The 25,459-nt window shown below is 35.4% G+C and carries 28 protein-coding genes; 11 read left to right on the top strand and 17 right to left on the bottom strand.

Features of this window, described 5'->3' with window-relative positions; genetic code table 11:
• Positions 1–49 precede the first annotated feature (49 nt).
• Together A6I66_RS12740 and A6I66_RS12735 are read right to left on the bottom strand one after the other, a co-directional pair.
• The gene (locus A6I66_RS12740) at positions 50–1,237 is read right to left on the bottom strand and encodes a pyridoxal phosphate-dependent aminotransferase (protein WP_067149906.1); all 1,188 of its coding nucleotides are present in this window, start codon (positions 1,235–1,237) and stop codon (positions 50–52) included.
• 32 nt (positions 1,238–1,269) lie between these two features.
• On the bottom strand, positions 1,270–2,364 hold the full coding sequence (locus A6I66_RS12735; protein ID WP_067149903.1) for a fatty acid desaturase family protein: 1,095 nt from the start codon (positions 2,362–2,364) through the stop codon (positions 1,270–1,272).
• Positions 2,365–2,509: 145 nt separating this feature from the next.
• On the opposite strand from A6I66_RS12735, the gene rsmG reads away from it, so the two are divergent.
• A complete protein-coding gene (gene rsmG / locus A6I66_RS12730; RefSeq protein WP_067149900.1) occupies positions 2,510–3,139 on the top strand; it encodes a 16S rRNA (guanine(527)-N(7))-methyltransferase RsmG in 630 nt (209 codons plus the stop codon).
• Positions 3,140–3,141: 2 nt separating this feature from the next.
• Here the strand turns inward: rsmG and A6I66_RS12725 are convergent, their stop codons facing one another.
• Entirely contained in the window at positions 3,142–4,098 is a 957-nt protein-coding gene (locus A6I66_RS12725; protein WP_067149897.1) for a tetratricopeptide repeat protein, read from the bottom strand.
• 212 nt (positions 4,099–4,310) lie between these two features.
• Here A6I66_RS12725 and A6I66_RS12720 point away from each other — a divergent pair, with 212 nt between their 5' ends.
• Positions 4,311–5,039 (top strand): NRDE family protein, encoded by a 729-nt coding sequence (locus A6I66_RS12720; RefSeq protein WP_067149894.1) that lies wholly within the window; start codon positions 4,311–4,313, stop codon positions 5,037–5,039.
• Complete coding sequence (locus tag A6I66_RS12715; protein ID WP_067149891.1) at positions 5,032–6,030, top strand: DUF6695 family protein; 999 nt, start codon at positions 5,032–5,034, stop codon at positions 6,028–6,030. Before A6I66_RS12720 ends, A6I66_RS12715 begins: the two co-directional genes overlap by 8 nt.
• 6 nt (positions 6,031–6,036) lie before the next feature.
• Here the strand turns inward: A6I66_RS12715 and A6I66_RS12710 are convergent, their stop codons facing one another.
• The 4 genes from A6I66_RS12710 to A6I66_RS12695 form a co-directional block, all read right to left on the bottom strand.
• The gene (locus A6I66_RS12710; RefSeq protein ID WP_067149889.1) at positions 6,037–7,524 is read right to left on the bottom strand and encodes a YfcC family protein; all 1,488 of its coding nucleotides are present in this window, start codon (positions 7,522–7,524) and stop codon (positions 6,037–6,039) included.
• Entirely contained in the window at positions 7,521–8,399 is an 879-nt protein-coding gene (locus A6I66_RS12705; protein WP_067149886.1) for an NmrA family NAD(P)-binding protein, read from the bottom strand. Before A6I66_RS12705 ends, A6I66_RS12710 begins: the two co-directional genes overlap by 4 nt.
• Before the next feature lie 121 nt (positions 8,400–8,520).
• Positions 8,521–8,907 (bottom strand): Co2+/Mg2+ efflux protein ApaG, encoded by a 387-nt coding sequence (gene apaG, locus A6I66_RS12700; protein ID WP_067149883.1) that lies wholly within the window; start codon positions 8,905–8,907, stop codon positions 8,521–8,523.
• 106 nt (positions 8,908–9,013) lie between these two features.
• Positions 9,014–10,264 (bottom strand): type IX secretion system plug protein, encoded by a 1,251-nt coding sequence (locus tag A6I66_RS12695; RefSeq protein ID WP_067149880.1) that lies wholly within the window; start codon positions 10,262–10,264, stop codon positions 9,014–9,016.
• A gap of 171 nt (positions 10,265–10,435) precedes the next feature.
• Between A6I66_RS12695 and A6I66_RS12690 the strand changes: the two genes are divergently transcribed.
• The 6 genes from A6I66_RS12690 to nqrF all read left to right on the top strand — a co-directional run bounded on the left by A6I66_RS12690 (position 10,436) and on the right by nqrF (position 16,531).
• Positions 10,436–11,791, top strand: coding sequence for a Na(+)-translocating NADH-quinone reductase subunit A (locus A6I66_RS12690; protein ID WP_067149877.1), 1,356 nt, complete (start codon positions 10,436–10,438; stop codon positions 11,789–11,791).
• On the top strand, positions 11,791–13,017 hold the full coding sequence (locus A6I66_RS12685; RefSeq protein WP_067149874.1) for an NADH:ubiquinone reductase (Na(+)-transporting) subunit B: 1,227 nt from the start codon (positions 11,791–11,793) through the stop codon (positions 13,015–13,017). The genes A6I66_RS12690 and A6I66_RS12685 overlap by 1 nt, the downstream gene beginning before the upstream one ends.
• Positions 13,018–13,019: 2 nt before the next feature.
• Entirely contained in the window at positions 13,020–13,772 is a 753-nt protein-coding gene (locus tag A6I66_RS12680; protein ID WP_067149871.1) for a Na(+)-translocating NADH-quinone reductase subunit C, read from the top strand.
• 3 nt (positions 13,773–13,775) lie between these two features.
• Positions 13,776–14,423 (top strand): NADH:ubiquinone reductase (Na(+)-transporting) subunit D, encoded by a 648-nt coding sequence (locus tag A6I66_RS12675; RefSeq protein WP_067149868.1) that lies wholly within the window; start codon positions 13,776–13,778, stop codon positions 14,421–14,423.
• A 76-nt stretch (positions 14,424–14,499) separates the two neighbouring features.
• Positions 14,500–15,222: an NADH:ubiquinone reductase (Na(+)-transporting) subunit E gene (gene nqrE, locus A6I66_RS12670; RefSeq protein ID WP_067149865.1), complete on the top strand. Its 723-nt coding sequence runs from the start codon at positions 14,500–14,502 to the stop codon at positions 15,220–15,222.
• Between the two features lies 1 nt (position 15,223).
• Positions 15,224–16,531, top strand: a complete 1,308-nt coding sequence (nqrF, locus tag A6I66_RS12665; RefSeq protein ID WP_067149862.1) for an NADH:ubiquinone reductase (Na(+)-transporting) subunit F — start codon at positions 15,224–15,226, stop codon at positions 16,529–16,531.
• 68 nt (positions 16,532–16,599) lie between these two features.
• Here nqrF and A6I66_RS12660 read toward each other — a convergent pair whose 3' ends face one another.
• On the bottom strand, positions 16,600–17,052 hold the full coding sequence (locus A6I66_RS12660) for a Na(+)-translocating NADH-quinone reductase subunit F (protein WP_067149859.1): 453 nt from the start codon (positions 17,050–17,052) through the stop codon (positions 16,600–16,602).
• 155 nt (positions 17,053–17,207) lie between these two features.
• On the opposite strand from A6I66_RS12660, the gene A6I66_RS12655 reads away from it, so the two are divergent.
• Together A6I66_RS12655 and A6I66_RS12650 are read left to right on the top strand one after the other, a co-directional pair.
• Complete coding sequence (locus A6I66_RS12655) at positions 17,208–17,585, top strand: Na(+)-translocating NADH-quinone reductase subunit F (protein WP_067149857.1); 378 nt, start codon at positions 17,208–17,210, stop codon at positions 17,583–17,585.
• A 14-nt stretch (positions 17,586–17,599) separates the two neighbouring features.
• Positions 17,600–18,574 carry an FAD:protein FMN transferase gene (locus tag A6I66_RS12650; RefSeq protein WP_067149854.1) on the top strand — a complete coding sequence of 325 codons (975 nt, stop codon included), beginning with the start codon at positions 17,600–17,602 and terminating at the stop codon, positions 18,572–18,574.
• A 17-nt stretch (positions 18,575–18,591) separates the two neighbouring features.
• Here A6I66_RS12650 and A6I66_RS12645 read toward each other — a convergent pair whose 3' ends face one another.
• From A6I66_RS12645 to A6I66_RS12605, 9 genes are all read right to left on the bottom strand, one after another.
• On the bottom strand, positions 18,592–19,047 hold the full coding sequence (locus tag A6I66_RS12645) for a tRNA (cytidine(34)-2'-O)-methyltransferase (RefSeq protein WP_067149851.1): 456 nt from the start codon (positions 19,045–19,047) through the stop codon (positions 18,592–18,594).
• A gap of 73 nt (positions 19,048–19,120) precedes the next feature.
• Positions 19,121–19,534, bottom strand: coding sequence for a DUF805 domain-containing protein (locus A6I66_RS12640; protein WP_067149848.1), 414 nt, complete (start codon positions 19,532–19,534; stop codon positions 19,121–19,123).
• Positions 19,535–19,579: 45 nt separating this feature from the next.
• Positions 19,580–20,344: a tryptophan synthase subunit alpha gene (gene trpA / locus A6I66_RS12635; RefSeq protein WP_067149845.1), complete on the bottom strand. Its 765-nt coding sequence runs from the start codon at positions 20,342–20,344 to the stop codon at positions 19,580–19,582.
• Between the two features lie 57 nt (positions 20,345–20,401).
• Positions 20,402–20,701 (bottom strand): GIY-YIG nuclease family protein, encoded by a 300-nt coding sequence (locus A6I66_RS12630; protein ID WP_394331377.1) that lies wholly within the window; start codon positions 20,699–20,701, stop codon positions 20,402–20,404.
• Between the two features lie 26 nt (positions 20,702–20,727).
• Positions 20,728–21,912 (bottom strand): tryptophan synthase subunit beta, encoded by a 1,185-nt coding sequence (trpB, locus tag A6I66_RS12625; RefSeq protein WP_067149839.1) that lies wholly within the window; start codon positions 21,910–21,912, stop codon positions 20,728–20,730.
• Positions 21,913–21,947: 35 nt separating this feature from the next.
• Positions 21,948–22,586 (bottom strand): phosphoribosylanthranilate isomerase, encoded by a 639-nt coding sequence (locus A6I66_RS12620; protein ID WP_067149836.1) that lies wholly within the window; start codon positions 22,584–22,586, stop codon positions 21,948–21,950.
• A gap of 130 nt (positions 22,587–22,716) precedes the next feature.
• Complete coding sequence (trpC, locus tag A6I66_RS12615; RefSeq protein WP_067149833.1) at positions 22,717–23,499, bottom strand: indole-3-glycerol phosphate synthase TrpC; 783 nt, start codon at positions 23,497–23,499, stop codon at positions 22,717–22,719.
• Between the two features lie 121 nt (positions 23,500–23,620).
• Positions 23,621–24,613, bottom strand: a complete 993-nt coding sequence (gene trpD, locus A6I66_RS12610) for an anthranilate phosphoribosyltransferase (RefSeq protein ID WP_067149830.1) — start codon at positions 24,611–24,613, stop codon at positions 23,621–23,623.
• 232 nt (positions 24,614–24,845) lie between these two features.
• Positions 24,846–25,415 carry an anthranilate synthase component II gene (locus A6I66_RS12605; RefSeq protein WP_067149827.1) on the bottom strand — a complete coding sequence of 190 codons (570 nt, stop codon included), beginning with the start codon at positions 25,413–25,415 and terminating at the stop codon, positions 24,846–24,848.
• Positions 25,416–25,459 lie beyond the last annotated feature (44 nt).

Genomic DNA, 25,459 nt, shown 5'->3' with positions numbered 1-25,459 from the left:
CCGTTAAATTGAATTAACGGCTTTATAGTATGAATTGCTGTGTAAATGATTATTCAGTTACAGCTGCTTTAATTCTTTTTATAGCTTCAATAATTTGCTCTTGAGAGGCAGCATAAGAAATTCGGATACAATCTGGATTTCCAAAAGCTTCACCTGTAACAGTAGCAACAAGCGCTTCTTCTAATAAGTATAAAGAGAAATCTGTAGCGTTGTTAATTTTCTTTCCTCTTAAAGTCTTTCCGAAGTAATGTGTTACGTTAGGGAAAACATAAAAAGCACCTTCAGGAGTGTTTGTTTTAAAACCTTCAACATCATTTAAAAGGTCTAAGATTAAATCACGACGTACTTTAAATTCGTCAATCATGTATTGTACGCGAGTTGGTGGCTCGTTTAAAGCTGTAATTACGGCACGTTGTGCGATACAGTTAGTTCCACTTGTTATTTGTCCTTGTAATTTGTTACAAGCACGAGCGATTTTCTCTGGAGCACCAATGTACCCAACACGCCATCCTGTCATTGCAAAGGCTTTTGAAACCCCGTTAACTGTAATGGTATTGTTGTACATGTCTTCAAACTCGGCGATACTAGCATGACCTTCACCGTAGTTGATGTGTTCGTAAATCTCATCTGAAACTACGTAAATATTTGGGTGTTTTACTAGTACATCAGCTAAAGCTCTTAACTCAGATTTGCTATAAACCGATCCACTTGGGTTACATGGTGAACTGAACCAAATCATTTTTGTTTGAGGTGTAATCGCTGCTTCAAGCTGCTCTGGAGTCATTTTGAAGTCTGTGTCAATAGTTGTTTTTACTTCTACTGGCACACCATCATTTAATTTTACAATATCAGCGTAACTTACCCAGTAAGGACATGGTAAAATAACTTCATCACCTTGGTTTAACATCACACCAGCAATATTAGCTAGTGCTTGTTTTGCGCCTGTAGAAACTACAATTTGAGCAGGTGTATAGGTTAAATTGTTATCACGTTTGAATTTAGTGATGATGGCTTCCTTTAAATCGGCATAACCATCAACAGGCGAGTAAGAGTTGTAGTTTTCATTAATCGCTTGAATCGCAGCGTCTTTAATGAAATCTGGAGTGTTAAAATCTGGCTCTCCAAGACTTAATCCTATGATATCTTTTCCTTCTCCTCTAAGCTCTCTTGCTTTAGCAGCCATTGCCAATGTTGCAGAGGTTGCCATGTTTAAAATTCTATCAGATAGTAATTGCATGTAAATTATTTGTTATAGTGTGGTTTGAAAATTTATGCGAAATTAGGTTTTTTACCTAAAACTTTTAGTTGGTTGTAGTGTTCGGAAACGGCTTGCCAAAAGGTAGAATATTCGTTGTAAGGTAAACGGTATTCATTCGCTGTTTCTTTTACGATTTTAGCGATTTTACTGTAATGAATATGGCTAATATGAGCAAATAAATGGTGCTCTACTTGTCTGTTTAACCCACCTGTATAAAACTCGGCAAACCAACTTTTTGGTGAAAAGTTAGAGGTGGTAAATAATTGATGAATAGCCCACGTATTTTTCATGTTGCCATCTTCATCAGGTACAGGCATTTCTGTATTCGGCATCACATGCGCTAATTGAAAAATAACACTTAAAATGATACCTGCAGTATAATGCATTACGAAGAAACCAATTAAAACTTGCCACCAAGCAAACCCTAAAGATAAGGGGAGGACAATCCAAATGGTATAGTAAACGATTTTACCAATAATAAGCTTGGTCCATTGCGTAGCTGGGTGAGGAAGTTTTCCGTAAGCTAATTTTCTTTTTAGGTATTTATACGTTTGGATGAAATCGGTCGTAATAGCCCAGTTTGCAGTTAATAATCCGTATAAAAAGAAGGCATAAAAACGTTGGTATTTATGAATTCTTAACCATTTGGTGTGTTTCGAAAAACGGATGATTCTTCCTGCGTCAATATCTTCATCATGACCTTGGATATTGGTATATGTGTGATGAAGAACATTGTGTTGTACTTTCCAGTTATAATCGTTTCCAGCTAAAATATATATGCTGCTTCCCATTAATTTATTAACCCATTTTTTGCTTGAAAAAGATCCGTGATTAGCGTCGTGCATCACGTTCATACCAACTCCAGCCATTCCGATTCCCGTAGTAATCATGCATAAAATTTGTGCCCACCAAGGTAAATCAAGGCTTAAAACTAAAACAACTGGTACAATAAGTAAGGCAAACATAACCACTGCTTTTAGGTACAGTTTCCAGTTTCCAGTACGTTTAATATTATTTTCTTTGAAATAATCATTAACGCGTTTATTTAATGTTCGGAAAAATTTTGCCGAATCTGTTCTTGAAAATGATAATGCTTGTTTTGTCATGCTATAATTAAATTAATATGACGTAAAAATCAATTCGTTACGCCATATTCTGCGCAAAGATAGGAATAAACAAAGTTAAGTATTACCAAAATTTTGTAAAAAAATGGGTTTAAAAGCTATATTTTTGTTGAAAATTTAACAATACATGGAACTCATCTTAAAGTACTTTCCTAATCTTACAGAAGACCAGATCAATAAGTTTACGCAATTAGAATCGCTGTATCAAGACTGGAATTTAAAAATTAATGTGGTGTCAAGAAAAGATATTGATGAATTGTATTTACGCCACGTTTTGCATGCTTTGGGAATAGCAAAAGTGATTTCGTTTAAGGACGGTAGTAACATTTTAGATGTTGGTACAGGTGGTGGATTTCCAGGTATCCCATTAGCTATTATGTTTCCTGAATGTTCTTTTCATTTGGTTGATAGTATCGCTAAAAAACTTAAAGTGGTAAATGAAGTTGTGGAAGGCTTAGGGTTAACGAATGTGAGAACGACTCATAGTCGCGTTGAAGCTATTGATGAGCAATTTGATTTTATAGTAAGTCGTGCCGTTGCTATTATGCCAACTTTTGTGCATTGGGTAAAAGGGAAAATCGCCAAAGAAGAAAAGCATGAATTAAAAAATGGTATTCTATATTTAAAAGGTGGTGATTTAACCGAAGAACTAAAAGATTATCGTACCACGACCATTTATAATTTAAGTGATTTTTATGAGGAAGACTTTTTTGAAACAAAAAAAGTAGTGCATTTGCCTTTAAAGTACCGCGGCTAAATTTATAGTTTTACCAGTGCTGTAATTCCTTTATTGAAAAAGTAATATTGGTGTTGAAACCAGTACGTATCACTATAGGCTTCGATACTCGTTATGTTGGCTCCTAAATTTAAAATACTGTTGGCTTTATTAAAATGCTGCTTGGCTTTTATCTTATCGTTTAAGTTTATATAGGCTATAGCAAGTCCAAGGTGGGCATCAAAATCATTGGAATCAAATTTTAAAACTTTTTCAAAATCGGAAATTGAATTCATGTCATTCCCTAGAAACAAGCTAGAAGCTCCTCTGTAGAAGTAGGCAAAGGGATTATTGTCGTTTAAACTGATGCTTTTGGTTAAATCGTTGTTAGCATCTTGGTAGCGTGTTATGTCCATAAAAAATACGCCTCTTTCATAAAAATTTTCTGAACTGGGGTAAATTAAAATCGCTGTGGAATAATCTTCAAAGGCCTTTTGGTGATTCTCTAAGGCTTTGTAGGCTGTAGCTCTTAAAACATAGGTTTTTGGATTCCCAGGAATTTTTTTAATCACCTTATTGAAATCGCTAATAGCTTTGTCGTATTCTTCTAAATCTAAGCGCACACAGGCTAAACTGTAAAGGGCGTCAATAAAACTATCATCTAAAAGGTAGGCTTTAGCATAATCTTCTTTAGCTTCAGCGTAATCTTTAACATTATACCTAGAATTTCCACGGTTATAATAGGAATCGGCATCTGGTTGGTCGGCAATAATTTTAGAGTAATCTACTATGGCTCCGTAGAAGTCTTCCGAATTGTTTTTAGCCAAGGCACGTTGAAAATAAGCATCTAAGTTTTTAGGTTCTAATTTGATAACTTCATTTAATAACGAAATTCTTTCAGATAAATCGGAAGATCTTAAGGCTTGTCTGTATAGTTTGCTAGCTTGTCCGAAAGTTAATAGTGGCAAAGCTATGCATAGGGTGAATAGTAATTTTTTCATTGAAAATTGAATAAGCAAAAAAATGCTGTTTTAAAGAATAAAATTAAGCATAATTTTAAAGATAGGGAGTAAGATTTCAATAATCTTGTAGGGTGTTATGTTTGGTGAATACTTATAAGACTTGGGATTATAGGTTTATGTGTCATGCTGAATCAGTTGTCTGTTAAATATTTTTTGTAAGTTGGCTCAACTTTTTTCTGACCAATCATTTTATGTGTACCGTAAGTTTATTTCCAGTCCATGCTACCGATTTTATATTGACATCAAATCGTGATGAATCTCCCGATCGGCCAGCGGTTAATCCTAGCTTTTCTTCTGTTGAAAACACAAAACTTTTATACCCAAAAGACCCTTTGTCTGGTGGAACTTGGATTGGTGTTAGCGAAAAAAAACGATTGGTATGTGTGCTTAATGGTGGTTTTGCGTTACATGAACGAAAAGCGACGTATCGTAAAAGTCGCGGACTTGTAGCCAAAGACTTGATGCTTATGCAGGATGTTGTCGAGGATGTTGAAAACTACAATTTTAAGGATATTGAACCATTTACTATTGTTATGGTAGACTGGAGCACACATCTTCAATTTTTTGAATTGGTTTGGGATGGCGAAGAAAGGCATTTTGAAAAGTTGCCTTTAAAACCAAGAATTTGGTCCTCTTCAACCTTATATACCGAAGCCATGAAAAAGGAACGCCAGTGTTGGTTTCATGATTTTTTAACTGAAGGTGATAGGCGTGCAGAGCAAATCTTGAAATTTCATAAAACTGCAGGAGGAACAAATCGCGATTATGGCGTGATCATGGATCGTGGTTTTGTGAAAACGACGAGCATCACTCAGGTTGAAAAATGTCATTATATGGTGAAAATGAGATATGAATCCCTTGAAAACGAATTGATTTCTGAAGAGGTGTTTGATTTCCAAAAATCTGCTATGCATGGTTAATACGGGAATTGTTATAACTCTAGCTTACCCCGATACGGTGGTTAGGTTGCCAAAAGAATGGTATGCACCCTATTTACGATTTTTTGGTATAGGTACTAAAAATTATGTGAGAGCCGGACATGCTGCTTTAGTTTTAGTTGAAAAAGAAACCGGTGCTTTAGATTATTACGATTTTGGCCGCTATATCGTACCAGCCCCATTTGGTCGCGTTCGTAGCCATGAAACCGATAACGAATTGCAAATGCCTTTCATGGCAGATATGGAAAAAGGTGTTATCAAAAATTTAGATGACATTTTAAAATATTTAGCAACGCATCCCAAAATCACCCATGGAGAGGGGACGATGTTAGCTTCCGTTTGCAGTTCTGTTGATTACAATATGGCGCGGTCATTCATATTAAATTTACAAGGTCATAAGGCAGTTCGCTATGCTGCTTTTAAACGGGAAGCTTCTAACTGTGCGCGTTTCGTTGCCGATACCTTGTTGGCTTCAGTAACCGATGCTCGAATACGTAAACAACTCAAAAAAATGCAAAGGTTTACCTCAAGCACCGTTGGAAATGTTCTGTTAAGTGATACGGAGAATACCATTTTTAAAGTTTTAGAAAACGGCGATATCTCCAAGTTTAAAGGTTCTCAAAAAAGTGAGAACCTAAGGTGTTTTTTAGATAGGTTGAAAGGTTTTCAGCCGAACTTGGAAGGTAACCTGTTGTCAAAAGAGGTGGTGGGATTAAGTGATAATGCCCAATATTTGTCTGGAATAGGCGGAGGAGCTTGGTTTGAACTTCACAAAACCGATGACGATATTAATTATAGATTCAGACGCATTTCTCCTTACGGAAGGGTGGATTGTGACGCCTATTTTCAAGTTGATAAAAAGACGTTTTGTTACGATTCAGACTATGAGTTTATGCCTTTTTCTAACTGTAAAAGCTTTCAGGTAAAACAAAATACATCTGTTTATAATTTTCAACGGGTACCTTCTTCTTAATTATAATTAAACAGAGAGGCTTAAAAAGGCCATAGTTGTTAACGTTAATATGATGAGTAAGGGGGTTACAAACTTTAGCCATTTGTTAAATCCGATATTAACAATAGCTAAAGCGGCCAAAATTAATCCTGTAGGACTAATCAAATAAAGAAGTCCCATCCCATACTGATAGGTGTTTACTATAACTTCTCTACCTAAGTTAACAGTGTCGGCAAGTGGAGCCATCACAGGCATAGTTAATACAGCCATTCCTGAAGATGATGGCATAAAAAACGAAAGTCCCGCATAAATAAACAGCATGAAATTTGTAAAAAGGGCTTTGGGCATGCCTTCAGTAATAGTGCTGGCGTGAAATAAAAGGGTGTCGCTAATAAGGCCATCTTGCATAAGAATGGTGACACCCCTGGCAATACCAACAATAAAAGCGACGCTTAATAAGTCTGCTGCGCCTTTAACAAAAGTTTCAATGAATGTTCTTTCTTTGATTTTCGCTAGAAATCCTATAATAATGGCGCTTATTAAAAATGTTGTGGTCATTTCAATAAACCACCAATCTAAAAACGATACACCAATAATCATAACCACAAAGGATGCTGAAAACACAAAGGTAATCGCTTTTAAGCGTCCCGAAAACTTAGTATAACTATTGGTTTTTATTTTAAAACGAGCTTCAATATCTTCTTTTTGATTGTATATGATAGATTTTGAAGGATTGTTTTTTACGCGTTTGGCATAACGAAGAATGTAAACTATAGTAATACTTAAACAAAGCACAAGCATAATTAACCGACTTTGTAAACCAGTGGTCCAGTTGATTCCTGCAGCATCTGAAGCGATTATTGTTGAAAACGGATTAACCGTAGAGCACATGGTACCGATTGCTGAACCCAGAAATATACAGCTCACTCCAACAAGGGCATCATATTTTGCAGCTAAAAAAACGGGAATTAAAATAGGGTAGAAAGCCATGGTTTCTTCAGCAAGTCCAAATGTAGTTCCTCCTAATGCTATGATGGTGGTTACTAAAATAATTAAAAGGTATTCGTTCCCCTTAAGTATTTTGGCTGTCCAAGCAATGCCGGCATCAAAGGCGCCTGTTAAGTTCATAATGCCAATTAATCCGCCAATAATTAATATAAGAAAAATGATATCTGCTGCTTCAATAATACCTTTTATTGGGGCTTTCACTAAATCGAAAAATCCTTGAGAGTTCGCTGGAAGTGCTTTGTATGAATGAGGAATCCCGATAGGTTTATAGATGGCACCGCTAGTAAATTTTTCCAAAGGAATTTTTATGCCGAGATTGTTTAATGTTTCTGTGGTGGCAGGAAATTCGTAGGTGGCTTCAAGACTGGTTTTAGTAAAAGTTTGACTTGAAGCGTTGTAAGAAAGGCTGTCATATTTTCCGGCCGGAACAACCCGTGTTAACAAAGCTACTAAGCCAGCGATAATGAATAATAAGGTTTGTGCTGAAGGAAATTTTAACTTTTTCATAGGCTTTGTGTAAACTGTGCTTTTTCTCTTTTAAAGAATTCGGTTAAAGTTATAGGTTCCTTTCCTGTGAACTGCTGGTAGTTGTTAGAAATTTTAGGAGCTTTTTCTATTCTGGGTAAAAAGTGCAATAATGTCATGACCATGGCGAAGTCCTTATTGAGACCGTCTTTTCTTTTTTTGAAATAGAATCTTATCGGATTTATACTGTTGAAACTTATGTGTAAGCCCGTCACTTGATTCAATAAAGCGGTAGCTTCATAAAAACTTTTGTTCTCAGATCCTGTAAGTTCGATGATACTATTTTTGTGAGTGTCAAATGTAGTAAGTACTATAGACGCTATTTCGGCTATGTTTTTTATATCAATCCAGTTAAATTTAGCATGGCTTGAAGGCAGTGTAATACTTTGCGATTTTAAAATTTCGGGAAGTAAGGTGGTGATTAAGTTCTGCATAAAATAGCTTGGGCGCAGAAAAATATATTCGAAATTATAATCTTTAATTAAAGATTCGATTTTGTTATGCGGAATGACTTTACTCTTCTCGGCACCTTGAACAGAGAGAAAAACAATTTTTTTAATCCCTTTTTTCTGAGCAGACTTTAACAAGGGGTTGAAATACTCTTCGATATGTGAAATATGAGGAGGTCTGAGGAGAAAAAGAATGTCGATATTTTCAAACGCAGTGTTAAAGGTGGACTGGTCCTCAAAATCGAATGTTGTAAATTTTAGCTTTTGTTGTTCTGCAAAAAGTTGTTTTGCATTAGTGAGGCTTCTTACAGCTGCAGTCACTATAATCTGTTGGTCCGATTGACATAAATAAGTAATTAATTCTCGACCAATGTTTCCTGTTGCTCCAGTAATCAGTACGTTAATCATAGTGATAGCGAATATAGATTAAATACTTGCTAAAAATAATCAATTATTACTAGAGGGGGTATTTTGGGTTGAATGTAATTATTTGGTCGTTACTCAATAATAAGGAAATAAAGACATCAATTTAATTCATGGCAAAAGGAGCACTTAATTTAAATGTAGGAATGGTAACTTGAAACTTTTTGGTTGTTGTGAAGTTTACCATACTGTAATGCCCATGCATGGCACCTAATGGCGATGTAAGTAAACATCCTGATGAATAGGTGTGAGATTCACCTGGTTTTAAAACTGGTTTTTTGCCAACAACACCTTCTCCAGAAACGGTTTCAATATTGTTTAAGGCATCTAAAATTTCCCAATGTCTAGCAAATAGTTGGACAGAATCTTTACTTTGGTTTTCAATGGTTATAGTATACCCAAAAGCATATTGTATCTTATAGTTTTTATAAAATGAACCTTCGTAAGTCGTTTTTACGGAAATTTTAATGCCCTTTGTAACCTGTTGAACCATGTTAAATACTGATATACCACGTGTTAATGGTAGCTAATGTAGTAAATTATAAATGCCAATCATAAATTTTAACGTCTGAGATGAAAAAATTAGATAATTTACAATTTTAGTCGCTAATATTTACGGAAGTCCCTTCGTTAGCACCTACAATTCTATCATATCGTGCTCCAAGGTCTCTGTAGTACACTAAAACTTTGTAGCTATTTTCTGTTTGCCAAAAATTACCGCTTATTAAATTCTCATTAATAGTACCATTAGAATCTACAGCAACATATTTATAATTGTAAAACCCTTGCTTGAGCAAAAGACTCCCTTTAAAGATGTTTTTTGCGGCATCGTATGTTAGGCGTGTTGATTCTTCAATTGTAAAATTGTTGAAGGTGCCATAAACATAGATGTCTTTGTTTTTTATGTTTTCGTCTGCAGCTAGAGAAAAGTGAACCCAAACGTAATCGGCTTCAATGCTGGGATCGGAAGCATCCATGTTGTTAATAACATAGTTGCCATTAATGTCTGGATTATAAGTGTAAATTTGGTTGGCGCGAATGGAGTTTGTAAATAAATAATTGTGATACAGATCTTGTAAATCAACAAACTGAATGTTGTTGTTCGCACCTCGAATATCTTTGTTTTCAAAAAAGAAATACTCGTTCCCTCCCCAAAAGCTGGTTTCAGAATCATATTTATAAACCAATTGATTCCCTAATACATATTGTGGTTTTACATCTGTTATTGCAGTATTTAAATTGTTATTCTGAATAATTACGGCATTAACGGTTTGGGTTGGATTATTAAATTGAATGCGGTTGGAAACCACAAGAATTTCAACACGTTGTTTTTCTTGAATATTAGAAAGATCCCTTGCACGTTTGAGTACAATACCCACATCAGCTAAATTTTCATAAATCATAAATTTTTGAGAAAACATAAGTTCATTGTCACTATTATAAATGAACAACATATAGTTTCCTGAAACCTTTAATCCTTTAGTTTGATCGTTAGGAATGGTTAGTTTGTAATGAGAAAAAATCTGGTACGTATTAAAGGAGTTTTCATATTCTCTAATACGTTGGTTGTCTAAACCATCCATATATTCCGTTTGAATAAGTACAGAGGGGGTCCAGTCTCTATTGTAATATTTTATTTTATAGTAAAAGTCTTCTTCGTTGCCATTTAAGGCGTCAAATTCAATAGTTATTGGGTCTCCTAAGCGAATGATGGGGAGTTGGTTGTCGGTTGAAGCCCCTTTAAATTGTATCGTTTTTATATATTCCGGAGGTGGTGTTTCTTGTGTTTGAGCAAGACTTAATGAAATATTAAGGCAAAAAATAATAAGCAAAAGAAGGCTATTTTTCATGGGGTGTTTTTTATTAATGGGTAAAGATAACAAATTTCATACCGAGGTTTTACGTTGTTATTTAGAATAAATACAAATAACGAAACAATACGAATACAATGGATATTAATACTAAAGAAATTCTGTAAATTTGCAGCAATTTTTAGACAACTAATTTCAATAAATATAAATATGTCAAACGACATTCGTATTAAAAAAGGTCTGGATATTAAACTTAAGGGTGCAGCTGATAAAACGGTCGAGCAAGCGATTATCAGCAACTACTGTACCATAAGACCAGAAGACTTCCATGGAATTATCCCTAAACTTATTGCGAAAGAAGGTACTACAGTCCAAGCTGGAGACACCCTTTTTCATGATAAGTCCAACGAAAAACTAATTTTTGTTTCTCCTGTTTCAGGTAAAGTCGTTGAGGTTATTCGTGGACCTAAGAGGCGCATTGACGCTATTAAAATTGAAGCCGATAAAACACAGTCTTACAAAGATTTTGGAAAGATTGCTGTTGAAACTGCACAACCAGAAGAAGTTAAAGCACATTTGCTTGCTTCAGGATGTTGGCCGTTTGTAAAACAACGTCCTTACGACGTGGTTGCAAACCCTGAGCGATCGCCAAAAGCGATTTTTATTTCAGGATATGCCAGTGCTCCTTTAGCTGCCGATTTAGACTTTACCCTTCAAGGTAAAGAAGCCGAGCTGCAAGCTGCGGTTACTGCTTTAGGTAAACTTACCGAAGGTAAAGTACATGTTTCAGTTGGTCAAACTGCTAATTCGCCACTTTCAGGATTGAAGGGCATTACCTTACATAAGGTTTCTGGTCCGCATCCTTCTGGAAATGTTGGAACGCAAATCAACAAAATTGATCCTGTAAATAAAGGAGAGGTTGTTTGGACGATAGGCGCTCAAGATTTAGTAATTATCGGTGAGCTATTGCTAACAGGGAAATTCAATGCCGAGCGTATTGTTGCCTTGGTAGGATCTTCAGTTCAAAAACCAAGATATTTCAAAACCCTTATTGGTAGTGAAGTTTCCACTATGATCTACGATAAAGGTATCGATAAAGCTGGTCATGATCGTATTATTTCTGGTAATGTATTATCAGGAAAAGAAATTAAAGCCGATGGTAGTTTAGGTTACTATTGCAATGTGATTTCTGTTATCCCTGAAGGTGATGATTATGAGTTCTTCGGATGGAACAAACCTATTTTTAATAAAGTTTCTACCTCAAGAGCGTTTACTTTTTCATGGTTAAATCCTAAAAAAGTTTACGATTTAAATACCAATACAAATGGTGAGCATAGAGCTTTTGTAACGACAGGTACTTATGAAGAAGTTTTTCCTCTTGATATTTATCCATTACAAATCTTAAAAGCATGTTTGTATAAAGATTTAGATGAAATGGAAGCTTTAGGGATGTACGAAGTTGCTCCCGAAGATTTTGCCTTAACAGAATTTGTTTGTGTGTCTAAACAACCACATCAAAAAATAATTAGAGAAGGTTTAGACTTAATGCTAAAAGAGATAGGATAATGGGTTTAAAAGAAAATTTACATAATTTTAAAGTTAAAAATAAAGGGAAGAAGTGGCTACCTGCTTTTTCTGCCATTCATACATTTTTATTTTTACCTAATGAGGTTACTCATAACGGAACGCATATTAAAGCAGCCGATGATTTAAAACGTACCATGAATACCGTAATTATGGCTATGGTACCATGTTTAATTTTTGGTATGTTCAACGCAGGATATCAACATCATTTAGCTTTTGATGGTATTCAAGCGGTTTCAGGTGGTTTTTTTAGCGCCGAGTTCTGGACGCTAGATAACTTTTTAGTTGGTTTTTGGAAAATATTACCACTAGTCATCGTGTCTTACGGTGTTGGTTTAGGTATTGAATTTATTTTCGCCATCATAAAAGGACATGAAGTAGAAGAAGGATACTTAGTAACAGGTATGTTAGTACCGTTAATTGTTCCTATCGATATTCCATTATGGATGCTTGCAGTAGCTGTAGTTTTTGGTGTTGTAATAGGTAAAGAAGTTTTTGGAGGAACAGGGATGAATATTTTAAATCCTGCATTAACTATTAGAGCTTTCCTATTCTTCGCTTACCCAACTTGGATGTCGGGAGATAAAGTATGGGTTGAAGGTGCTGTAGCTAGAGATCGCGCGATTGCAGCGGGAGAGAATCTAGATGCCGTTTCTGGTGAAACCATTTTAGGAAGCTTAGCCCAAGGTAAAGAAGTAGCCCATTCGGTTGCCGATATGTTCTTCGGATTTATTCCAGGTTCCATCGGAGAGACTTCTACCTTATTAATAATTTTAGGAGGATTGTTCTTAATCTTTGCTAAAATAGGAAGCTGGAGAATCATGTTATCATCAGTTCTTGGAGCCCTTGCTGTAGGACTTATTTTTAACCAAGTTGTTGATGCTGGTGTTATTACCGAAACTAGTAAGTTTTACGGTTTAATGAGTACACCATTTTGGCATCATTTACTAATTGGTGGTTTTGCCTTTGGTACCGTGTTTATGGCTACCGATCCTGTAACAGCAGCACAAACCAATAAAGGTAAATGGTATTACGGTTTCTTTGTAGGATTCATTTCTATCTTAATCCGTGTATTCAATCCAGCCTACCCAGAAGGTGTGATGTTAGCCATTCTTTTAATGAATGTTTTTGCACCAACAATCGATCATTACGTAGTACAAGGTAATGTGAAGAAAAGAAAGAAACGTTTAAAAGTAAAAACGGCTTAACAATGGAAAATAGAACGGATAAAAATTCATATACTATAATATTTGCCATAGCCATGGTTATCGTGGTTGGCGCATTATTAGCATTTACGGCGTCTTCTTTAAGTCCGAAAATTTCAGAAAACCAACGTATAGAAAAGCAACAAAATATTTTGTATGCGATGGGTGTAAATGATAATGATGAATCTAGTGCCATTTTTGTTTCAACAAAAGATGCACCAGAATTATTTACAAAATACATCTCTAAACAATTAGTGATTAAAAATGGTGAGGTTTCAGAAGATGACCAAGCTTATTTAATAGACCTTAAAAAGGATAAAGCCGCTTCTGGAGGAGATGCTACTAAGCGTAACTTACCTTTATTTGTTGGTGAAAAAGATGGGGTGACCCATTATATCATTCCAATTTATGGAAAAGGATTATGGGATGCGATCTGGGGCTATGTTTCTTTAGATGAAAACATGGTTATTCAAGGAGCTTATTTCGATCACAAAGGTGAAACACCTGGATTAGGAGCGAACATTAAGCAACGTTACTTTATGGATGACTTTATTGGAGAGCATATTTTAGATGATAACGGAAACTTTAAAGGTGTTACCGTGGCTAAAGGAAATGCCGATCCAACAAACGAAAATAAAACAGATAACGAGGTTGATGCCATTGCAGGAGCTACTATCACAGGTGATGGAGTAACAGCAATGATTAAAAGTGATTTAAAGCTTTACAAACCTTATTTCGATAATTTAAAAAATAATTAATCTATGGGACTTTTATCAAAAAAAGACACAAAGTTAATCACAGACCCATTAGCAGATAATAACCCAATTACTATTCAAGTATTAGGGATTTGTTCAGCACTGGCTATTACAGCAGAGTTAAAAGCTTCAATAGTAATGTCCATTTCTGTAATGTTTGTATTAGGGTTAGGTAATGTTGTTATTTCTTTAATGCGTAACATCATTCCTTCTAAAATTAGAATTATTGTACAGTTAACTGTTGTAGCTGCTTTAGTAATTATAGTAGATCAGGTACTTAAAGCTTTTGCTTACGAGTTGAGTAAGACACTTTCGGTTTTCGTAGGATTAATTATTACCAACTGTATTATCATGGGACGTTTTGAGGCTTTCGCTTTAGCAAATGGCCCTTGGAAATCTTTCCTAGATGGTATTGGTAACTCTTTAGGATATGGTGTTATTCTTATCATCGTTGGTTTCTTTAGAGAATTATTAGGTTCTGGAACTTTATTAGGTTTCCCTGTATTGGGTGATCCAATTGCGAAAACAGGATTATACGCTATAGGTTACGAGAATAACGGGTTTATGTTATTATCACCAATGGCCTTAATTGTTGTAGGTATCATTATTTGGGTGCAACGTACAAGAAATAAAGCTTTAGTAGAAGATCATTAAATAGTTGATAGTTGATAGTTATTGGTTGATAGTCATTTACCACTAATTAAAAACAAAAAACTAAAAACTAAAAAATATGGAACATTTAGAATTATTTTTAAAATCAATATTTATAGATAACATGGTATTTGCCACGTTCTTAGGGATGTGTTCTTACCTTGCTGTATCTAAAAAAGTAAGTACAGCAGTTGGACTTGGTGCAGCGGTAATTTTCGTACTTGCTATCACCGTACCATTAAACTGGTTATTGGATCAATATTTACTACAACCAGGTGCTTTAAAATGGTTAGGCGAAGAATATGCGAGCTACGATTTAAGCTTTTTATCTTTTATCATGTTTATCGCTACTATTGCAACCATGGTACAATTGGTAGAAATTGTTGTTGAAAAGTTTTCACCTTCATTATATAACTCATTAGGTATCTTTTTACCGCTTATCGCTGTAAACTGTGCGATTTTAGGTGGGTCGTTATTCATGCAATCTCGTGAAATTCAAACTATAGGATTGGCTGCCACTTATGGTATCGGTTCTGGAATTGGATGGTTTTTAGCGATTCTTGCTATTGCCGCTATCCGTGAGAAAATTAGATATTCAAACGTACCACCAGCATTACGTGGTTTAGGTATTACCTTTATCATTACTGGCTTAATGGCTATCGGATTTATGAGTTTCGGAGGTATGTTAACTGGAGGTGACGATGAAGCACCTAAGGAAGAAAAAACAGCTCAAGTTGAACCTGCTAAGGAACAATCAGAGAACAACGAAGTGATCGCTAACAACATAAAAGTAAATGAGTAGTATGATTTTAGCAGCAAGTACAACAGGAACTATTGTAGTAACGGTAATCGCCTTTTTAATTATTACGCTTTTATTGGTTACTTTATTATTAGTTGTAAAACAAAAATTATCACCTTCTGGTCCTGTAAAGATCACGATTAATGGTGAAAAGGAAATAGAAGTAGCTTCAGGTGGAAGTTTACTTTCAACTTTAGGAAATTCAAAAATATTCTTACCATCAGCTTGTGGTGGTGGTGGAACTTGTATCCAGTGTGAATGTCATGTTTTAGAAGGTGGTGGAGAAGCACTTCCTACTGAAGTACCTCATTTCACAAGAAAAGAATTACAACATGGCGCACGTTTAGCTTGTCAAGTTAAAGTGAAGCAAGACATGAATATCACGATTCCTGAAGAAGTATTCGGAATTAAAAAATGGGAAGCTACTGTAGTGCGTAACTACAATGTGGCATCTTTCATTAAAGAATTTGTTGTAGAGATTCCTGAAGATATGGGCTACAAAGCTGGTGGATACATTCAAATTGAAATCCCACCATGCCAAGTGAAATATTCTGACATAGATATTACTGCACACCCAGAAGAGCATGAAACACCAGATAAATTCCAAGCAGAATGGGATAAATTCGGACTTTGGGACTTAACGATGAAAAATGATGATACTGTTGAGCGTGCATACTCTATGGCTTCTTACCCTGCCGAAGGACGTGAAATTATGCTAAACGTACGTATTGCAACGCCGCCTTGGGATCGTGCTAAAAACGGTTGGATGGATGTAAACCCAGGGGTAGCTTCATCTTATATCTTTAATCAAAAACAAGGAGATAAAGTAACTATATCAGGACCTTACGGTGAATTCTTTATCAATGAGTCTGAAAGCGAAATGCTTTACGTTGGTGGTGGAGCCGGTATGGCACCAATGCGTTCGCACCTTTATCACCTATTCAAAACCTTGAAAACAGGTAGAAAAGTAACGTATTGGTACGGTGGACGTTCTAAACGTGAGTTATTCTATTTAGAGCACTTCCGTGATTTAGAAAAAGAGTTCCCTAACTTTAGATTTTTCTTAGCTTTATCTGAACCTTTACCAGAAGATAATTGGCAAGTAAAAGCAGATATTGACTCTCCAGGAGATGGTTTCGTTGGTTTCATTCACAATTGTGTGATTGATAATTACCTAAGTAAACACGAAGCTCCAGAGGATATTGAATTATATTTCTGTGGACCACCATTAATGAATAATGCGGTTCAGAAAATGGGAGAAGATTTTGGAATTCCTGATGAGCACATCCGTTTTGATGACTTTGGAGGATAGTAAAAAACTTCTTATACCAATTATAAGAATATATTATACAGAAAACCGATACGAAAGTGTCGGTTTTTTTATGCCTTTATTTTTTTCGTGATTGCCATTTCTGATGATTTAAATACACGTTTGTAATCCATCACGTTTGGTATGTTGTCGAAATTACACAGAAGCGTTATTACCGCTGATAGCCCTTGAAACAAAACATCTTTATCGGTTGGGTTCGAAGGTTTTTTATGACGGTGATGAAGTGGTGTTTCAAATCCACAAGCTTCTAAAAAAGCCTGCTCTATTTGAAGTAATTCTAAAGGCGTATAGCCATTAAATTTCCGTCCCATAGATTGATGCGCCTGGCCAACATAATTTAAGTTTAAGCTACCGTGAGAATCAGAAAGGTGTTTCCAGCCATCCGTTTTATCTAAAATATTACCCACAGCACATTGTTTGCAACATGCTGGATTTAACTGGTTACTGTGAAAAGCGGTATATAATTTATGTATGGCCGCATCGAATCGTTTGGTCGTTTTCATGTTTTTTACTTCTAAGTTAATAAAAAATTGGTAATTATTATTTTAACAGTTTAGTCTTTAGTTGTTTAAGGAAGTTCTTTGGAAATCATTATTAAGATGTATATCTGTATTTGTTTAAAATATTATTAAGTTTGTCTAAAGAAAAATAATTGCATATGAGTAAACCGCTTACAGAACAAGAATTACATAATTTAGCCATGAATCATGTTGGTAAAGATTTAGAAGAACGTGGTTTTGAATTTATAGCGATTAACAGTAAGCTAAAAAAGCATCCTCAATTTGTATGTATTGATAAAAACAATCAATATTTTTTTGTGATTGTAAGAGCCGTAATTCTACCTGAAAACCCGAATAATTATGATGTTGTTTGGATGGAGTCCTTTAAAAATCATGCTAGAGAACAAAATGCTAAAGTTTTATATGCAGGGGTAGGTATTGGAAGTTTAGAGGGGGAACAAGCACCAATTTATCTCAACACCGATTACTTATTAGAGTATAATGGCATTCAATTTTTAGAAACCAATTTAAATTAAACCTGTGCGATCGTATGAAAAATATAGCCATTGTTATTGCTCTTCTATTTTTTGTTTCATGTAAAAAGGAGATAAGAAACACCAAATTAGCTGGAAGCGTATTTGGAACGACTTATTCTGTGATTTATAATTCAGAAAAGAATTATTCTAAAGAATTTGATAGTTTGTTTGCTGTATTGAATCATTCAATGTCCACCTATCAGGAGAATTCCATCATTTCTAAATTAAATGAAAATGAGTTGGTTGAAGTCGATGATCACTTTATAAAGGTCTATGAGGCTGCAAAAAACATATATGAAGAAACCGATGGCGCTTTCGACCCTACTATTGGAGCTGTTGTTAATGCTTGGGACTTTGGACCAAAAGGAGAAATAGAACAGTTAGACACCCTTAAAATAGACTGGCTAATGCGTTCGGTGGGATTAAAGCAGGTGACATTATTAGACAATAAAATAATTAAACCTAAGGGTACCTTTTTAGACTTCAATGCCATTGCAAAAGGTTATGGGGTTGATGTGATAGGTGAGTTTTTAGAATCACAAAATATAAATGATTATTTGGTTGAAATTGGTGGAGAAATAAGAGTGCGAGGCATGAATGCTGAAAAAAACCACTTATGGAAAGTTGGAATTGAGAGTCCGAATTTTGAAGGCGAACATATGATTTCTGATGTCGTGGAGCTTAAAGATGAAGCTATGGCAACTTCTGGAACCTATAGAAAATTTAAGGTTGACAAAGAAGGCAAACGCTACGCTCATATTATTGATCCTAAAACTGGTTTTCCTAGTAAAACGAGCTTACTTAGTATTTCTGTTATTGATAAAACTTGCATGACGGCCGATGCCTATGCAACAGCTTTTAAGGCGATGGGGGTAGAGAAGGTAAAAGCCTTTTTAAAAGACCATCCTGAACTTAAAGTTTTTTTGATTTTTGAAAATGACAATCAAGAAATAGAAACTTTGGCACTTAATGGTTTTCCGGAAAATTAATAGCTTTTATTTTTAGCTTATGGATTCAAGCCTTTCAAACCTTCATATATAACAATGCTTACTGCATTGGCTAGATTTAAACTTCTTACATGTTCGCTATAAAGCGGAATTTTAAATAACCTTTCCGTGTTAGCATCAATAATTTCTGGAGCTAACCCCACGGATTCTTTTCCGAAGATTAAAAACATGTCGTCTTCAAAAGGAATATCCCAATGGTTTTTAGCGCCTTTACTAGATAGAAAAGCCATGCTCTTACCTTGATGCTTATTAAAAAAGGCTTCGGTATTATCGTAGTAAGTCACCGAAAGATGTGGCCAATAATCTAAACCAGCGCGTTTTAAACGGGCGTCTGTAATTTCAAACCCAAGAGGTTTTACGATATGTAAATTGGAGCCTGATCCTAAGGCTAAACGTCCAATGTTTCCAGTATTGTTAGGTATTTCAGGTTCTATAAGTACGATGTTTAGAGGCATGTTATTGACTATTTGAATGTAAAAAGCCTATTCCTGTTTATAGAATAGGCTTTAAAAATGATTTTATTAGGGATTAAGCTTCAATTTGAGTTTTTCCTATTTCGTTAATTTCGTCTGTATGTTCTAATTTAGGGTCTGGGCCATATTGGTTATTCCCTTTATCACCTTCGGTTACTAATAAAACGAAAATCCAAATAGGACCAATAAAAGGGATGGCACCAACTAAATAAAACCAGCCACTTTTACCAACATCGTGCAATCTTCTAACTATTACAGCTAAGGTAGGAATGAAAATTCCTAAAATGTAGATACCATATATCCCCAATAAAGCAGGGGTGTCTGTTGCAGCAGCAATGCCACCAAAAACAGTCATGATAGCTATTATAAAAATGATATTAAACAATGTGAACATCCAATACTCTTCGCGTCTAGCTCTACCGTTAAAATTTGCATAGTTATCACGAACTACTTTTAAATAATATTTCATAAATTTTTGGTTTGGGGTTAGTTAATAATTAGTAGGTCAATATATTTAATTTAATATAGAATCTATAAATTTATTTAAACTTTTAGTGCCCTCTAGAGTCACATGTTTTACAAAAGCACTGCCTATAATGGCGCCTTTAGCGTATTGTGTGGCTTGCGTAAAGGTCTCGTTGTTACTAATACCGAAACCAATAATTTGCGGATTATTAAGCTTCATTTTATCGATACGCTCGAAATACTGTGTTTGCTCGTCGCCAAAACCTGATTGTGCTCCCGTTGTGCTGGCACTACTTACCATGTATATAAATCCGTTTGAAATAGAATCGATATAACGAATACGCTCGTCACTCGTTTGTGGTGTGATAAGGAAGACATTAATTAAGCCGTATTTTTCAAAAATAGCTTGGTATTCTTCGTGATACACATCTACTGGTAAATCCGGAATGATAAGTCCGTCGATTCCAATTTCCTGACATTTTTTACAGAAAGCTTCCACACCATATTGAAACATAGGGTTAAAATACCCCATGATGATTAATGGAATATTCACCGTTTTTCGAATGTCTTTTAATTGGTCGAAAAGAATTTCGGTGGTCATACCATTTTTTAAAGCCTTGGTTGAACTTTCCTGAATGGTTGGTCCATCGGCTAAAGGATCGCTAAAAGGCAAGCCAATTTCAATCATATCGACACCGCTTTTTTCTAAATCTTCAATGATTGATACGGTATCGTTAAGGCTTGGGTAACCTGCTGTAAAATAGATAGACAGTAATTTTTTGTCTTCGCTTAGTTTTTTATTTATTCTGTTCATTGTTAATGAATAGTTTTTTTAATTCCCTCGAAGGAGGGAATCTTTTTAATTTCTAATTTAAATGTATTCTGAAAGGTCTTTCCAATCTGGATTCAATCCGTTAATTAAATTTATTTTCCATTCTCGATTCCATTTTTTTATTTGTCGCTCTCTTTTTATCGAGTTGTTTACATATTTGGTAGTTTCGAAATAAACTAGTTTCGTTACGTTATATCTTCCTGTGAAGGATTTTAAGCTGTTATTTTTATGTTGATTCAATCTAACTTTTAATTGTTTTGATCGCCCAACATATAGAACAGTATGATTTTTATTTGTTAATATGTAAACATAATGAACATCCATATTAATTAATGAGATTTCCGCCTTCGCGGAAATGAAAAAAATTAAATCTTGAAATACTCAATATAATTCTGTAAATCCTTATCACCACGACCAGATAAACTCACGACAACCACATCGCTAGGTTTAAATTTGCGTTGCTCAAAAATGGCTAAAGCGTGCGAACTTTCGATGGCTGGAATAATGCCTTCTAACTTACATAAATCCAGTCCTGCATTCATTGCTTGATCGTCGGTAATGGCCATAAATTCGGCACGTCCTGTTTTACAAAGATGTGCGTGCATCGGGCCAACACCAGGGTAATCCAATCCTGCTGAAATTGAATATGGCTCGGTTATTTGTCCGTCTTTGGTTTGCATTAACATGGTTTTACAGCCGTGAATAATCCCTTCTTTTCCTAAAACAGAAGTGGCTGCACTTTCACCAGAATCGACGCCCAAACCGGCAGCTTCAACGGCAATAATACCTACTTCTTCCTCGTGTAAATAGTGGTAATAGGTTCCAGCGGCATTCGATCCACCACCAATACAAGCCACCACATAATCGGGGTTTTCACGGCCTTCTTGTTCTTTTAATTGCCATTTAATTTCTTCGGAAATCACAGCTTGAAAACGCGTTACCATGTCTGGGTAGGGGTGCGGACCAATAGCTGAACCAATGATGTAATGGGTGTCTACAGGGTTATTAATCCAATCGCGAATAGCTTCGTTAGTTGCATCTTTAAGGGTACGGCTTCCAGATTTTGCAGGAACAACCGTCGCGCCAAGCATTTTCATTCTAGCCACGTTTGGTGCCTGTCTAGCAATGTCAATTTCGCCCATATACACGATACACTCCAGTCCCATTAAAGCACAAACCGTTGCTGTTGCCACACCGTGCTGTCCGGCACCAGTTTCGGCAATAATGCGGGTTTTACCAAGGCGTTTCGCCATTAAAATCTGACCAATAGTATTGTTGATTTTATGCGCTCCTGTATGGTTTAAATCTTCGCGTTTTAAATATATTTTGGTATTGTATTTTTCTGAAAGACGCTTCGCGAAATAAAGCGGCGAGGGCCGACCTACGTAATCCTTTAAAAGTTTATCGAATTCTGCTTTAAAATCGGGTTCGGCCATCACTTTTAGATAGTTTTGGCGTAATTCTTCTACATTAGGATATAGCATTTCTGGAATAAAAGCGCCTCCAAATTCGCCATAATAACCTTTTTCGTTTACGTTGTAATTATTCATAATCTTTAATATTCCTTCGAAGTATGGATCCCGTTTTATTTACGAAATGACAAACTTTTTATAAATTCTTTTAATAATTCTATATTTTTTAATCCGGGCTGGATTTCAAATTTACTGTTTACATCTAAAGCGTAGCAGTACTTTGAAGCTGGACTTTCAATAAATTTCTTAACATCTTCAGCTTGATCTGGACCAATACCACCACTTAAAAAGAATGGTTTTGTAGACGGGTAGTCGTTTAAAACATTCCAATCGAAGGTATAACCGTTTCCACCTGGTAATTTTCCTTTGGTATCAAATAGAAAGTAATCGCAAACCGTTTCATAAGGCTTTAATTCTTCAAAATTGAAGCTGTCTTTTATTGAAAAAACTTTGATGATTTCTGGTTTTTTAAGCAGCACATCATCAAGTATATATTGCGTGTGTCGCAAGGTATCGCAGTATTCTGGAGATTCATGACCGTGTAATTGAACGGCTTGTAGGCCAAGAGTGGTAACTTTTTCAATTACAAAATTGATGTCGGCATTAACAAAAACGCCTGTTTTTTTTATCGTACTAGGTATTTCTGGAATGCTGCTTTCGTCAAAGTTTCTAGCTGAATCTTCATAAAAAATAAATCCTAGATAATCGGGTTGCAATGCGGCAACTTCTTCGATATTATCTGAGTACTTCATGCCGCAAATCTTGAGATGAAGTCCCTCACTACCCTTTGGGGAGAGTATTGATTGCGGTGTATGTTGTTTGTCTTTTTTATTCATAACAGTGATTATTCACATGAGTAAGCGTCCTTCTTCATTGGAGGAGCTAGAGGAGACTCTTTATAAATTCTGTTGCACTTGCTCCTGGGTTATCGGTTTTCATGAAATTTTCACCAATTAAAAACCCTTGGTATCCGTAAGGTTGTAATTCTTTAATGGCTTCAATATTACTGATACCGCTTTCGGAAACTTTGACGAAATCGTTTGGAATTAGTTTGCTTAAAGATTTGCTCGTGTTTAAGCTAACATCAAAGGTTTTTAAATTTCTGTTGTTTACACCAAGCATGTCTAGGCTCGGCATGATGGACTTGTGTAATTCTTCTTCGTTATGCACTTCCAAAAGCACGTCTAGATTTAGGCTTTTTGCAAATTCTGAATATTTTTTAATCTCGTCGCGACTTAAAATCGCTGCGATTAATAGGATAACGTCGGCACCATAAGCTTTGGCTTCTAGAAGCTGATATTCATCTATAATAAATTCTTTCCTTAAAAGCGGTAGGTTACAGCTTGCTCTAGCGGTAAGTAAATCGTCTAAAGAACCTCCAAAATATTTGCCGTCTGTTAAAACCGACATCCCGCAAACACCGGCATCTTCATAACCTTTTGCCACATCTTGAACGCTTAAAGTGTGGTTAATAACCGATTTTGATGGCGATCGGCGTTTGTGTTCGGCGATGATTCCTGTTTTACTGTTACGTAGTTTGTCAGATAAGGAAACGGTTGGTCTTTCGAATAAAACAGACTGTTCTAATTGTGACGTGGGAATTAAACTTTTTCTAAGTTCAACTTCTTTGCGTTTATCTAATGTGATTTTATCTAATATATTCATTTTTATAAGTCTGTAATTTTTAGTCTGTTGTCTGCATACCGAAAACTGTGACTGAAAACTTTTTAATTTTTATTTTAAACTTATTTACTTTTTTTGTTAACCAACAACTACCAAGCAACAACTATCTACTAAGAGCAATTAACTTTTCTAAACTAGCTCTCGCTTTTCCCGAGAATAACGATTCTTTAGCCATTTCAAACCCTTCTTGATGTGAAATTTGATTTGTTGTTGCAATAGCTAAACCAGCATTGGCACAAACCACATTATGTTGTGCGTCGGTACCTTCGCCGTTTATTACTTTTTTAAATATTTTGGCCGATTCTTCCACAGAACTTCCTCCAAAAATTGATTCTTGAGTAATGGCTTTTAAACCTAAAGTTTCTGGGGTAAAAAGCGTTTCGGCGTTATTGGAAATGATTTTAGCTTTTCCCGTTAAGGAAATTTCATCGTAACCATCTAAAGCGTGGATGATGCTATAATTTTTATCGGTTTTCTGATATAAATAACCGTACAAACGTTGTAATTCTAAATTGAAAACACCAACCATTTGATTTTTAGGAAATGCCGGATTAACCATCGGGCCTAACATATTAAAAAAGGTTTTTACTCCAAGTTCTTTACGTATTGGGCCTACTTCCTTCATGGCCGGGTGGAATAGGGGGGCGTGTAAAACACATATTCCGGCTTGATCGATAGAACGTTTTAGGAAATCGATATCGTTAGAAAATTTAATACCCAAATGCTCCATAACATTGGATGATCCGCAAGAAGAGGAAACACCATAATTTCCATGTTTGGTAACATGAACACCAGCGCCTGCAGTAATAAAAGAGGCTAAAGTTGAAATGTTAAAAGTATCTTTACCATCACCACCAGTACCACATAAATCAATGGGGTTATATTCGTTTAAATCTACCGCAATACATAAATCTAAAAGCGCATCTCTAAATCCGTTTAATTCGTTTAAGGTGATACTACGCATCATGTAAACGGATAGAAAACAAACAATCTGACTTCGGTTGTACATCCCTTTAGAGATGTTTACCAATACTTGTTTGGCTTCTTCACTAGACAGGGTTTCGTGATTTATTAATCTATTTAATACGTCTTTCATTAATTTCAATTTTCATTCTCGCGAAAGCGGGAATATATTTTCTCTACTAATATTATCAGGTTTAATAAACCAAGCCAAAAATCAATTTAATTTGATAGAATTTCTTCGGAATATTACATCCAAAGTTATTGTTATCCAGATTAGATTGATTTTTTTTAACTATTAACTATTAACTATTAACTATTAACTATTAACTATTAACTATTAACTATTAACTATTAACTATTAACTATTAACTATTAACCCAATTTTCTAAAATCTTCTTACCATCTGGTGTTAATACCGATTCTGGATGATATTGCACACCTCTAACATCATAAGTTTTATGTCTGAGGGACATGACTTGTCCGTTAGAATCAATAGAAGTCGCTTCCAAACAATCGGGTAAATTGGCATCCACAACCCATGAGTGGTAGCGGCCAACATCAAAGTTTTTGTTTAAGTTTTTAAAAAGGATTTCATCGTCTACACAAAGCTCAACAGGTGTTGCCACACCGTGATAAACTTCGTCTAAATTGCTTAACGAACCACCAAATACTTCGCCTATGGCTTGTTGTCCTAAACAAACTCCGAAAATACTTTTTGTTGGGGCATATTTTTCAATAATGGCTTTTAGTAAACCAGCTTCATCAGGAATTCCAGGACCTGGCGATAATACAATTTTATCAAAAGGTTCTACATACTCTAAGGTTAATTTATCGTTTCTAACTACAGTAACATCACAATCTAAATCTTCTAAATAATGAACCAAATTGTATGTGAAACTGTCGTAATTATCTATAACTAATACTTTCTTACTCATCTCTTATATTCCTGCGTAGGCAGGAATCTGTTTTTAGTTAATCT

It is taken from the genome of Pseudotamlana agarivorans, assembly GCF_001642835.1.
Classification (GTDB): domain Bacteria; phylum Bacteroidota; class Bacteroidia; order Flavobacteriales; family Flavobacteriaceae; genus Pseudotamlana; species Pseudotamlana agarivorans.
This window is presented reverse-complemented; position numbering and strand designations above follow the sequence as displayed.